At 42.5% G+C, this 12,881-nt stretch carries 11 protein-coding genes; 2 read left to right on the top strand and 9 right to left on the bottom strand.

Translation table 11 applies throughout. The annotated features are described in order from the left end of the window. Positions 1-17 precede the first annotated feature (17 nt). The 4 genes from kduI to HED61_RS09185 all read right to left on the bottom strand — a co-directional run bounded on the left by kduI (position 18) and on the right by HED61_RS09185 (position 3,385). Positions 18-860 (bottom strand): 5-dehydro-4-deoxy-D-glucuronate isomerase, encoded by an 843-nt coding sequence (kduI, locus tag HED61_RS09200; protein ID WP_219645249.1) that lies wholly within the window; start codon positions 858-860, stop codon positions 18-20. An 11-nt stretch (positions 861-871) separates the two neighbouring features. Continuing rightward, positions 872-1,873 carry a sugar kinase gene (locus HED61_RS09195; protein ID WP_219645250.1) on the bottom strand — a complete coding sequence of 334 codons (1,002 nt, stop codon included), beginning with the start codon at positions 1,871-1,873 and terminating at the stop codon, positions 872-874. A 1-nt stretch (position 1,874) separates the two neighbouring features. Beyond that, positions 1,875-2,522 carry a bifunctional 4-hydroxy-2-oxoglutarate aldolase/2-dehydro-3-deoxy-phosphogluconate aldolase gene (locus tag HED61_RS09190; RefSeq protein ID WP_003127150.1) on the bottom strand — a complete coding sequence of 216 codons (648 nt, stop codon included), beginning with the start codon at positions 2,520-2,522 and terminating at the stop codon, positions 1,875-1,877. A gap of 110 nt (positions 2,523-2,632) precedes the next feature. Beyond that, complete coding sequence (locus HED61_RS09185) at positions 2,633-3,385, bottom strand: IclR family transcriptional regulator (RefSeq protein WP_029486913.1); 753 nt, start codon at positions 3,383-3,385, stop codon at positions 2,633-2,635. A gap of 184 nt (positions 3,386-3,569) precedes the next feature. Between HED61_RS09185 and HED61_RS09180 the strand changes: the two genes are divergently transcribed. Beyond that, complete coding sequence (locus HED61_RS09180) at positions 3,570-4,295, top strand: MurR/RpiR family transcriptional regulator (protein WP_086269236.1); 726 nt, start codon at positions 3,570-3,572, stop codon at positions 4,293-4,295. Between the two features lie 181 nt (positions 4,296-4,476). Here HED61_RS09180 and HED61_RS09175 read toward each other — a convergent pair whose 3' ends face one another. From HED61_RS09175 to recQ, 5 genes are all read right to left on the bottom strand, one after another. Then, entirely contained in the window at positions 4,477-5,841 is a 1,365-nt protein-coding gene (locus HED61_RS09175; protein ID WP_219645251.1) for a gluconokinase, read from the bottom strand. A gap of 337 nt (positions 5,842-6,178) precedes the next feature. Next, positions 6,179-7,510 carry a 6-phospho-alpha-glucosidase gene (locus tag HED61_RS09170; protein WP_003127146.1) on the bottom strand — a complete coding sequence of 444 codons (1,332 nt, stop codon included), beginning with the start codon at positions 7,508-7,510 and terminating at the stop codon, positions 6,179-6,181. Further along, a complete protein-coding gene (locus tag HED61_RS09165) occupies positions 7,510-9,132 on the bottom strand; it encodes a PTS transporter subunit EIIC (protein WP_219645252.1) in 1,623 nt (540 codons plus the stop codon). Before HED61_RS09165 ends, HED61_RS09170 begins: the two co-directional genes overlap by 1 nt. Before the next feature lie 199 nt (positions 9,133-9,331). Continuing rightward, on the bottom strand, positions 9,332-9,751 hold the full coding sequence (locus HED61_RS09160) for a GNAT family N-acetyltransferase (protein WP_208774220.1): 420 nt from the start codon (positions 9,749-9,751) through the stop codon (positions 9,332-9,334). 40 nt (positions 9,752-9,791) lie between these two features. Further along, a complete protein-coding gene (gene recQ / locus HED61_RS09155) occupies positions 9,792-11,558 on the bottom strand; it encodes a DNA helicase RecQ (protein ID WP_003127130.1) in 1,767 nt (588 codons plus the stop codon). A 152-nt stretch (positions 11,559-11,710) separates the two neighbouring features. Here recQ and HED61_RS09150 point away from each other — a divergent pair, with 152 nt between their 5' ends. Continuing rightward, positions 11,711-12,832, top strand: coding sequence for an NAD(P)/FAD-dependent oxidoreductase (locus HED61_RS09150; protein WP_103300034.1), 1,122 nt, complete (start codon positions 11,711-11,713; stop codon positions 12,830-12,832). The last annotated feature ends 49 nt before the right edge of the window (positions 12,833-12,881 follow it).

The following is a 12,881-nucleotide window of genomic DNA, read 5'->3' as shown; positions in this document are numbered from 1 at the left end:
CATCCTTCTTTCTTTTATTATTTCAACTCATCCATGGGAACCATGTCCATATCTGTGTATGTGATGTTCTCCCCGCACATTGCCCAAATAAAGGAATAGTTGCTTGTTCCGACTCCAGAATGGATCGACCAACTTGGGGAAATGACTGCTTGCTCTTCTGCGACTACTAAATGTTTGGTTTCATCTGGTTTACCCATCATATGGAAAACTTTTGTGTCCTCATTGGCGAAATCAAAATAAACATAGGCTTCCATACGGCGTTCATGGGTATGACAAGGCATCGTATTCCAAGCGCTACCTGGTTCTAAGATCGTATACCCCATTTGCAGCTGGCAACTTTCACACACATTCGGATGAATATACTGATAAATCTTCCGTTCATTCAGCGTCAAGCCTTCACCTGTTTCCATTGGTTTGACCTGATCGATACTGATTTTTACATTCGGGTATTGATGATGTGCCGGTACACTGGATACATAGAATTTCGCCGGATCATTTGGATCTTTTGAAGAAAAGACTACATGTTTCGTTTCTTTTCCGATATAGTATCCGTCTTGCTTTTTCATGTCTTCTTTGGTGCCGTCAATTTCAATGGTTCCTGCACCGCCAATATTGATCACACCTAGTTCACGGCGTTCCAAAAAGTATTCTACGCCTAACTCTTTGCTCAATTGAATCTCTAATGGTTGATCCGTAGGCGTTACTCCGCCAAAGATCATGCGATCATTATGGGTATAAGTCAACTGGATCGTTCCGGGTACAAAAATTTTCTCTACCAAAAATTCATTGCGTAATTGTTCGGTACTATAGTGTCGAATATCTGCTGGGCTGTGTGTATAACGGGTTTCCATTTCTTGCATGCTGGTTCCTCCTAGCGAATGATTTTTCCAGATCCGGCTGCTAAAAATTCAGCTACTTCCGCTTCTGTAAATTGATTACAATCTCCATGAATCGTGTGCTTTAATGCAGATGCTGCGGTAGCAAAGTCAATGGTTTCCTGAGAGGAATACCCACTTAGAATGCCATGCAGGACGCCTGCACAAAAAGCATCCCCTCCGCCTACTCGATCAACAATAGGATCGATGTGGTGTTCTTGAGAAGCTGCATATTGGCCGTTATGCCAAAGAGTACCCATCAATGTATTAGCACTGGCGGAAAGCACTTCTCGTTTTGTCGAATAAAACAGTTCAATATTCGGATAACGCTGGTTCATTTGTTGGTAATAATACAGCAACTCATTTCCTTGCCCTGTATAGGCTGGAATCTCCATAAAAACTTGTGCATCCAACTTGCCCGCCGAACAATAATCGACCAAAGGAAGGATTTCCTTTAGAAAGGCGGCGGCTTCATTTGTCGTCCACAGTTTGCCACGATAATTGATATCGAAACTGATTTTGCAACCTGCTTTTTTCGCACGCTTAACAAGTGAAAGGGTCAAATCCCGCCACGTCTCGGATAACGCTGGTGTAATGCCGGATACATGGAAAAGTGCGACATCTTTAAAGATCGCTTCTGACCATTCATTGGTCTTGATTTCCGCAAAACTTGACCCTGCACGGTCATAAATGACTTTTGCTGCACGTTCTCCTACACCAGATTCCATATAGTAAGTACCCAGCCGGGGACCACCGCTTAGAAGCAGACTGCAATCCACTCCGTAATTGCGTAAATGATGGGTAACAGCTTTTCCGAGATCATTTGCCGGGACTTTACTTGCAAAAGAGACGTCGTGCCCATAGTTAGCTAAAGAGATAGCAACATTTGCTTCACCACCGCCATAGTGTGCAGCAAAATGTCCGCTTTGCTCCAAGCGTACACCAGAACTAGTCGATAAGCGCAACATAATCTCGCCTAAGGTAATAATTCTAGTCATCTCAGTTACCTCGAATGTCATTTAACTTGGCCACATATTGTGAAGCAACCGCTGTCACTTTCTCGAAATCACCACTAGCAGCTGGCGCTAACAAATTACCACCGACACCAACAGCGACCACTCCGGCATTGAACCACTCAGACATATTTTCCAAGCTGACTCCGCCAGTAGGCATAATATTCAGTTGGGGCAATGGTGCTTTGAAAGCGGAAATGATACTAGGACCATAGGCACTTCCTGGAAACAGCTTGATGATGTCTGCGCCTGATTTCAAGGCTTCTTTCATTTCAGTGATCGTCATACAGCCTGGCAAATAAGGTACTTGATACAAATTACAAATCTCAGCTGTATCGCGATCAAATGTCGGACTGACGATATACTCTGCGCCAGCCATAATCGCTAAGCGGGCAGTCACTGCGTCAAGTACCGTGCCAGCTCCTATGATCACTTCTTGGTCCTCTTGATAGTCATTGACTAACTCTGCAATCACTTCAGCAGCTTGCGGAACCGTGAAGGTCAATTCAATTCCTTTAATACCGCCTCGGACGATAGCACGACTAGCTTCCAGCGCTTCTTGCCTTGTAGTGCCTCGAACGACTGCAACGATTCCACAGGCTTTTAACTTTGATAATCGCTCTACTTTTTTCATAAACCCCTCCGTTCTTAATTTCCTATTTGGAAATTAAGTTTTATTATAAAGAAATCTTATCTTTATTATACCTGGTCTTTTTTCTTTTGCAAGGGGTTTCCAAAAGTATTTCAAATGGCTGCTTCGATTTTATCTTTTGTGGCACGTATTTCTTGAAGCAATGTTTGTTTATAGCTCTCGGTCAATCGGTATTTTGGCAGACTGACTGAGAAAGCACCGACAATTTCCTCATCTTTCAAAAGAGCCGCGCCGATACAAAAAATCTCTTTCTCCATTTCTTCATCATCAAAAGCGATCTTCAGCTGACGCACTTCTCTTAACTCTTGATTTAATTTAAGAACATTCGTGATGGTGTTCTCAGTATAAGGTTGTAAAGGTGTTTCATCTAAATAAGCTTCATAGCTTGTCTCATCGAATTCTGCCAATACAGCTTTCCCCATCGCTGAGCTATATAAAGGTCTTGAAATTCCCACCTTCGACGACATGCGAATAGTTTGATTTTGAGGTTCCAGTTTATTGACATACAAGATTTCATTCGCTGTCAAAACCCCCAAATGGATGGTCTCATCGGCTTTTTCCTGCAATTCTTCCAAAAATGGCAGACTGATCTCTACCAAGTCAAGTTCTTGAATATTTTTATTGGCATATTTGACGAGTTTAGATCCTAAGCGGTATTCTTTTTGCTTGTCCTTTGCAACATAGCCGATCAGCTGTAATGTTTCGAGAATCTTTAACGCGGTTGAATTGGTTAAGTCTGTAGCAGCTGCAATCTCTTGCAACGATTTGTTGGGTTCTTCCGCAAGATAATCCATGATTTTCGCGGCTTTAATCAAAACAGTCCCATAGGGTTTCGTCATTTGTATTCCACCTTTGTTTTTTCTATATAAGAAATTATAATCTCTTATAATGAAATAAACAACCAAACTTATCCATCTTCTCTTGCGAAGACGGTATAAGAAGGTTGTTTAAAAAAAGGATAAAGAAAAAAGTTTTACTTTCTGTTTCTCTTCATTGTATGATGATATTACCACGAAAAGGAGCAATAGCATGGACTTAAATGTATTGACCAAAGGAAAAAAAATTTCCGAAAGCGAGCAGCACATCCTCACTTATTTGGTGTCTCATACGGACAAAATCGAAGGCGTCCCTTTGCGAAAAATCGCGCAAGAGCTTTATACTTCTCCAGCAACACTGGTGCGATTAGCACAAAAATTAGGTTTTTCCGGCTATTTGGAATTACTTTATTTCTTAAAAAATCGGCTGAATCGTCAAATGACCACTGAAGCAGCCATTGACTATCAGATCAACACAGAAGGCATTGCAGCCTCTATTGATGCGATCAAAGAAATTTATGCTCAAAACAATGATAAATTCATTACCATTTATGCCACTGGCTTTTCTGGTATCATAGCAGAATACCTTCATAAAAAAATGTTGGTTAATGGTATTAAAACTTTACTGGTGAGTGCTTCTGATTCCGGCGGTATCATTAGTAATAATATCGACAACATCAGTATGCTGATCACGATTTCTAAATCGGGGGAGACACAGAAAGTGCTAGAAAAAATGCAACTAGCGAATGACCATCAAATCCCCACTGTCCTTTTTTGCGGCAATGGTGAACACCGAGCCCATCAACTAGCAAATTTTTCTTTTGGTGTCACTGATGAACGACCATATGATACGCAGAACATCCAATATACGAGTTTTTACGGAAAGCTTTTACTGCTAATGGAGTACCTCGTAGAGGCATTTACTGCCGAAATCAACTAAAAGAGTCCGGGGCTTCAACATATGGAATAGCCAAAAAAATCTAAGATCACCCCTGCTATCTGGCTGGCCCGCTTTGCATCTACTCGATAAATGAAGCCATTCAGTTGCTTTCAGGTCGTTCAATCTTGTTGTTCAATCTTGTTGTTCAATCTCGCTGATACTTCAGCCGCAACCTTTTCTGCTAGTCAAAATAATGTTCAGCGAGCGACGCGTAGGCAGCGCTCGTTTTTTGATTCGGCGTAATGGTCTGCAAGTGGTCTCTTGCTGCCAAACGATGACCAAAATAAAGATCATAAAGACCAAAAATTGGTTCGTTTGCCGGTGACAAATAACATGTCACGCCCAAGATATCAGCTGTTAATTGTGCAATGGCTTTCGATTGGAAAACGCCACCGCTGATCGTCACTTCATCGGTAATTGCTGCCATTTCTTTTAAAACACCAATATTCAACAACATCCCCTCAATTGCTCCACGAATCATATCTGCCCGAGTATGTTGAATCGTCAAACCATGATAAGACGCCTTGATATCAGATGTCCAATAAGGAGCCCGTTCCCCATTGATAAACGGAAAAAAGCGCAGACCATGGCTGCCGATTGTGGTTTCTTCAATGATTCTTGGGAGACTTTCATAGAAAGTGTCAGGATCTTGTGCCAATGTTTCTTTGATCCAAGCAAGGACGCACCCCCCATTATTCGACGGAGCACCAATGACATATTGACCTTCTTTAAGGTAATAACAAAAATTTTGCCGCTGATCGAACACCAGTTGATCCGTCACCTTTCGAACAGCAGCACTAGTGCCGATCGTCAGACTATTTTTGATTCCAGTCGATACATACCCTGCATAAGCCGCCAAACAGCCATCACTGGCGCCGCACATGATCTCTACTGTTTCATTCAATCCATAGCGAGCGGCAGCGGACGCAGCAATAGGAAACCGATCGGTCGTGTCACAGATTGGCGCAAACTGTTCAATGGAAAGGTCCAAATAGTGAAGAATCTCTTGACTCCAATTTTTTTCTTCAAGGGAGTAGAGGCCTGTTGCCGATGCAGTACTTCGGTCGATCCAAGGAGCTCCGGTAAATAAAAGCATCACCAATTCTTTCAGCCCATACCATTTTGTCTTGCCATCAAAACCGCCAGCGGATTTGAAGTGAAGCAACTTAGCAAATGGCGACATCGCATGGATCGGTGTCCCAGTCTGCCGATAAAACGATTCTGACAATGAGGATTGACGAAACTCTGCAATCACTTGGCTAGCCTGATTATCTGACCAAATATAGATTTCTTCAAATTTCTCATTTATCACTGGCATTAGACTATGCATCGCTGTACTGAACCCAATCGCTGTTATTTGCTCTCGTAAAGAGGAGGGAATCTCCGTGATCCCTTTCAAAAGTACAGCTATAATTTCTGACGCAGACTGTGTGCGACCTTTTTCTGTTTTGGTATAAATAGGAAAAGAACGTTGATAAATGATTTTCCGTTCTTCCAACAAACCGATTTTTATTGCCGTCGTTCCAATATCAATCCCTAAAAACATTCCTCTCGCTCCCTTATCTCTGCTAATTCATTTCTATTTTAGCATACTTAAAAAAGATCCCCGCAAAAAGACCATTGCTCATCTCCCTTTGAATTCTTGACAAACATTTAGAATGTCAGTGATTCCAGCAAAAAAATCCGAATGATTGACAAGAGGGTTGGCAAACATCCAGCTTGCAGCCATCAACTACTGCACCACAGATGCACTCCCTCTCGTTTATCATTCAGATCCTCTATCTCCTCTGTCATCCTCAGACTTTTTAGTGAGCACTAATTGTTGTAAGGTTTTTCAAAGTGACATCTTTTGATCAGAAATGTTTCTCAGCATGTGAAACATTTTAGTGGAGTCCCGGCCAATAATCACCATTTTCTGAGACCAGATCATCTAAGAGATCTTTGGCTACTTTTGCGCTAGGAATGGTTTTGGAAAGGGTTAACGCCTGCCACATTTTTTGGTAACTCTTTTCCACATATGCCTCCACCACTAATTTTTCCACAGTGACTTGTTGGAACATCAAGGCTTGTTGGAAAGATGGTATCTTGCCTTGTGCCAAAGCTTCTGGTCCATCAGAGCCAACAATACAAGGAACTTCCACCATGGCATCATCAGGAAAGTTAGCGATTGCCCCGTTATTCTCAACAATCATGACCATTCGTTCATGCGTATTGAACGCAATTGCTCGTGCCAGATCCACAATAAAGGTTGCATGAGCATCGATTTCAAATGCGATACCCTCTGCCGATCCTTGTTCGATGATTTTTTTCGCATGGTCGAAGACTCGCTTTTCTCTTCCTTCCATGACCTCATTCGAACGCGTATATTCGGGATGCTCTTTCATATGATCATAAACGTAATCTGGGTATAAGTAATATTTTAAATACGTATTTGGCAAATACTCTGGTGTCAGAGCCAAAAGATCTTTGGCTTTTTTGTGGGTTTCTTGCCAACTAGGATCTGTATGTTGGGTGTCCACTTCAACTTGAGTGAGATAGCCATTCTGTGCAACATATTCCCTGATTTGTTGGATGTATTCGTTGCCTTCTTTGTCCTTGATGCTGGTCCACCAGCCAAAATGATTCAAGCCAAAATAACGAACTTCTAAGTCTGCTGGATTTTTATCAATAATTTGCGACATCCGTCGCAAGGTGCCCACTGGCATATCGCAAATATTCAACACTTTTGCGTCAGGTCGCAACACGCGGCAAGCTTCGGCGACAATCGCTGCCGGATTCGAATAATTTAACATCCAGCAATCTGGCGAATACGTTTCCATATAATCAATGATTTCCAACATTCCGGTGATACTGCGCATACCATAAGCGATACCGCCAGGTCCGCAAGTCTCTTGACCGAACACACCATGGCGTAGAGGAACCTTCTCGTCTTTTTCCCGCATGTCATATTTGCCTACTCGAATATGAGCCATACAAAAGTCAGCACCAGTAAAAGCTGCTTGCGGATCCGTCGTATAAGAAAATTCGATCTGTGGCGCCTGTTCTTTTAATAAGATCGTCAATGCTTCACCTAAAGTTCTTTGTCGCGCTTCATCATTATCATAAAGTGTCAGCTTTCTCAATGGGAAGCGGTTTTGATTATCTAACAGCATCATCACGATCCCTGGTGTGAAGGTACTTCCTCCACCGGCAATCACTACTGAAAAATTCTTCATCATTCAATCTCTCCTTCTCGTCCAAGAAACTTTTCTAATTCTTCTCGTACTTTTGGTACAGTCAATCCATAAACAACATGGACATTCTCACCATTCTTGATAACGCCTTTGGCTTGGGTTTCTTCTTTTAGCAATGTCTCATCCACTAGTTCTGGATTTTTTAGTTTCAAACGCAATCGTGTGTAACAGTTGTCAATCGTTTTAATATTACTGTCTCCACCTAAACCTTTCGTGATCAATGCTGAAATCGAGTCCGTTGGTACAGATGAAGGGATTACTCCTGCCGTCACTCCAACACCAGCTCCTGCTAACCGTTTCTCTTTGTACTCTTTTTTTGAATACAATTTTGTTTCATTCCCTTCATCTTCCCGACCGACTGTTTTCAAATTCATTTTGGTAATCAAAAAGCGGAAAAGAGCATAATAGAGAAAGAAAAATACTACGCCAACGGCGATATAGATGGGCCAGCGAGTCTTTTCAATCCCTAACGGCAAGTTATACAAAAGGAAATCAATAAAGCCATTCGGACCAATCGCTCTTGAGCCAAAAATATTCAAAGCAACCATACTCAGTCCACTTAATGAGGAATGGATCACGAACAAAACTGGCGCAACGAACATAAACGAAAATTCGATCGGTTCCGTTACCCCAGCAATAAAGGAAGTCACCACTGCTGGGATCAAAATAGCTTTGACCTTGACTCTATTCTCTGGTTTTGCGGTCTGATACATAGCTAGACAGGCACCAAGCAAGCCAAACATTTTTGAAATTCCTCGTGCATCCCAGATGACACTTTGCGAGAGAACCTTTACTGCCGGATCCGCAATTTCTGCAAAGTAAATGTTACGGGCTCCTTCAAAGACTTGACCACCGACTTCAGCGACTCCTCCAAGTGATGTATAGAGAAATGGCGTATAGATCAGATGATGGAGTCCAGTTGGAATCAATAATCTTTCTAGCGTCCCATACAAGAAGATGCCGAAGTTTCCTGTTTCTTGAATGATTCCACCTAAGCCATCAATACCCGTTTGAATCACTGGCCATACGATCGAAGACAGAATGGCCAACAAAACGACGACTGGAATCAAAATGATAAACACAAAACGAGCACCACCATATACCTGAAAGGCGTTATTGAACGTGGTATCGATGAAACGATTATGAATCAATGCAACAATAATTCCTAAAATGATTCCTAAAAAAACACCCATGTCTAAAACTTGAATCCCTAAGACCAGTGCTTGTCCTGATCCTTGAAGTGCATCTGCCGCTACTAGCATCCCTCGAAGTTCCAAGAATTTATTCATGGCATATAAGAATACCAGATAGCCTAATAACGCTGTAAAACCGGCTTCTGCCTTTTTCTTTTTGGCAAGACCAAGAGCGATCCCTACACAAAATATGATGCCGAGATTCGTCAAAATCGGTAGGAGCGAAGCAGATAATATACTCCCAAAACCAGTTGTGATCGGATTATCCAAAAATGGGAAACGCTCAATCAAACGAACATTTGTGAAAACATTACCAATTGCGATCAAGATTCCGGCAATCGGCAATATCAGTACCGGAACAAACATGGCTTTCGAAAACTTCTGCATCGCATCCATCACTTTTTCTTTCATTGATGAGACTCCTTTACTTTTTTATCGGTAGGTTTATTATAGGGAAGTTTGGCGTCCATTGGAACAGGAACCGCTTTCAAATCAACCTGTTGCAAAGATTGGAATGCGTTTCAGCATTCTAACAAACTCCGCACAAGAAAAATAAAAAAGCGAACCTCGAATTGGCTCGCTTGAGATAACGTGATAGACGATTTTTTGATCATAACGGCTTCACAAAAAACAATTCCAACGGCTGTTCAAAACCTGGTACGTCCATAAGCAACCCACCGGCATCTTTGTAGCCACATTTTCGATAGAAATGCTGACCGCTCTCATCAGACTGAGTAGAGGTCATACACATCCCATACCCTTGTTTCCGCATTTCTGCTTCCCAAAGGCGGAGGAAGTGCCTTCCTCTCCCTTTTCTCTGCTGGGATTCGTTGACCACCAGCATGGTACAAAAGGGAATGGTATCCCAAAACAATTGGTAGCGAAGAATCCCCACAGGTTCTTCCTCATCGGTCAAGATCAACGCCTGTTGATCTTGGAACTTTTTTGCTAATCCTGCTTTTGACAAATGATTATCTAGCTCTAGCCAGAATGTCGTATCCCTTTTTTGCGCATAACGAATCTTCAGCATCTTGGTTTCTCCTTGTTTTTTCCTGAATCGTAAAGCAGCACTATTTTTCTGTTGTTTCTCGGTATTCTTTCAACACAGCCAGAAACGCATCACCGTATTTATCTAACTTGTTTTGACCAACACCTTTGATCTGTAGAAATTCGATAGGAGTTTTAGGCTGCTGCTCCGCAAGTTCCCGCAATGTCTTGTCCGAAAAGACGACATACGGCGGCAAGTTTTGTTCTTGTGCGAGCGTCAATCGCAGGGAACGTAATTGGTCAAACAATTCGTCATCGACGACCAATTGACGTACTTTGGCTTGTTTCCGGTAAACCTTTGCCTTGCCTAAAAGAACCTCTACACCGGCAGCTGACACACTGAGCAGGGGGTATTGTCCTTCCGAAGGGACTAAATAGCCTGATGCGGTTAAGTAGTCAATGAGTTGATTGACTTCTTTTTGTGACCAATCTTTCAACAAACCATAGGTTGGCAATTTTTCAAATCCCCATTGGGTGACTTTCTGATCTGCTGATCCGGTCAACACTTTCCCCACTAACGCTTTGCCAAAACGTTCACCCATTCGTTTCACACAGGACAACACTTTTTGCGTCTCAACGGTGATATCTACCTGTTCTCGTTCATCTAAGCAATTGCTGCAGCGGCCACAATCGGGACCGTCTTCCCCAAAATACCGCAATATGTAACGTTGAAGACACATTTGTGTATGCCCATATTGACTCATTTCTCTCAACTTGAGGTATTCATTTTGACGATACTGAATATCGGACTCAGATTGATCGATAAAAAACTGCTGAATCTGCAAATCCTGCGGAGCGTATAATAAAATGGCTTCGCTAGGTTCACCATCTCGTCCGGCACGTCCGGCTTCTTGATAATAAGATTCTAAATTACCGGGGATTTGGGCGTGGATCACAAAGCGCACATTGCTTTTGTTGATTCCCATACCAAAAGCATTGGTTGCTACCATCACTTGAAGACGATCAAAAAGAAAATCTTCTTGGTTTTGCGTACGTTCTTCTTCAGTTAATCCGCCATGATAGCGTCCAGCATTGATAGATTGTTGTTTCAATAAACGATAGATTCGTTCGACTTCTTTGCGTGTGCTGGCATAAATAATCCCTGATTGCCCTTTGTTCATCTTTAAATAGGTCAGCAAATAAGTATCTTTCTGCTCTTTGATAACTTCAAAAGATAGATTTTCGCGAGCAAAACCCGTTTTCACTTGGTTCTCTGGTGGAATCAGCAACAGTCGTTCAATATCTTGGGCAACTTTTGGCGTTGCTGTAGCTGTCAATGCCACCACCGTTGGCCGCTGATCAAAACTATGGATCGTTTCCGCTAAGCGTAAATAGCTAGGACGAAAATCATGTCCCCATTGTGAAATACAGTGGGCTTCATCAACAGCGAGTAGGGATATAGGAACATAGCGCAGCAATTCGCGAAAATGATCTGATTCCAAACGCTCTGGAGCGACATACAGGAGTTTGATTTCTCCTTTCGATGCTTGCCTTAACCGTTGGTTGATTTCCGGAGCTGATAAGGTACTATTGATATAAGCGGCCGGGATACCCATGTCATTCAATGCATCTACTTGATCTTTCATCAATGAAATCAATGGTGAAATAACTAATGTCAGACCGTCTAACAATAAAGCCGGGAGCTGATAACATACAGATTTTCCTCCGCCAGTCGGCATGATGCCTAAAACATTTTGATGAGAAAGAATGGCATTGATGATTGATTCTTGACCTTCCCGAAAGCTGGTATAACCGAATTTATCTCTTAAAACTTGATTGATTGATTGCATAATATCCTCTTTTCCATGTCCATTATACGAGAAAATCCAGTCATTTGAAATGGGAACAGTTTGGGAATCACTTTCGACAGGAACTTTCAGTCTTTGATTTTTTGAGAAAAATATGGAACAATGATTGAAACAAAAAAGGAGTTTGCAGTTTTATGGAAAAAATCGTAATTATCGGTGGCGGCATCATTGGGATGACCTTAGCAAATTATCTAGATACGACGAAGTACCAAGTGACCGTGGTTGACGACCCTACGGGACAAGCTACTAAAGCGAGTGCCGGGATCATTTCCCCCTGGCTTTCGAAACGGCGAAACAAACGATGGTATCAATTAGCTAAAGATGGGGCTGCTTTTTTCGAAAAATTGGCACAAGATTTCTCACTGACCACAGATATTTATCAACGCTCAGGTACATTGATCATTCGCCCAGAAAATCAGTTGGCAGCATTAGCGGAACTGGCGGAGGAACGGCGCAAAGAGGCACCGGAAATCGGTCAAATCACCTGTCTTTCTCCTGCTGAAACGCAGCAAGCTTTACCTTTGCTCAAACCACTCCCGGCTTTGAAAATTTCCGGAGGAGGTCGACTAGATGGCGCTGCTTATCTAGCGTTCCTAGAAGAACGGGCCCGTACCAATGGGGTCGTTTTCATCCAAGGGAAGGCTAGACTTTATAAAGAAAAAAATTGGGTCGTTTCTACTACATACGCAGAAATTCCAGCGGATCATGTTTGTTTAACCGCCGGACCAGGATTAGGCCAACTGTTAGAACACTTGAACTACCACGTCGATGTTCGTCCCCAAAAAGGACAGCTGCTCTCCTTTGAAACGACAGCGTCAGCAAAAGATTGGCCAGTGGCGATGTTAGAAGGCGAAGGCGATTTGATTCCTTTTGCGAATGGGAAGATCCTTTTAGGAGCGACTCACGAAAATGATGGCGGTTGGGATCTGACTCCCACTGAAGCAGCAAAGCAACAATTGCTGACTGGCATCGGTTCATTTTTGGCAGCCCCCGAGAAATTGTTTGCTGCGCCAATGACAGTTCGCGTAGGAACACGGGCCTATACTTCTGACTTTGCGCCATTTTTTGGACTGCTTCCCAGTGAGCCAGGATTAGTGGTCGCCAGCGGACTGGGGTCTTCTGGATTAACCACAGGTCCCTATATCGGTTATTTACTGGCTGAATATTTTAATCAAGGTCAGAACCCTTCTGAAAAGCAAAAACTTTTTGAGAAATATAGTAAACCTATAGCTGCCTATATTACTCAACGTCACTGATGGTAAAAAAAGGAGCTGTGACAAAAGTCTTGTCGCAGCTCTTTCTTTC

This window comes from Enterococcus gallinarum (assembly GCF_021496385.1).
Classification (GTDB): Bacteria; Bacillota; Bacilli; order Lactobacillales; family Enterococcaceae; genus Enterococcus_D; species Enterococcus_D gallinarum.
Note: the sequence above shows the minus strand (reverse complement) of the source record. Positions and strands in the feature narration are given on the sequence as shown.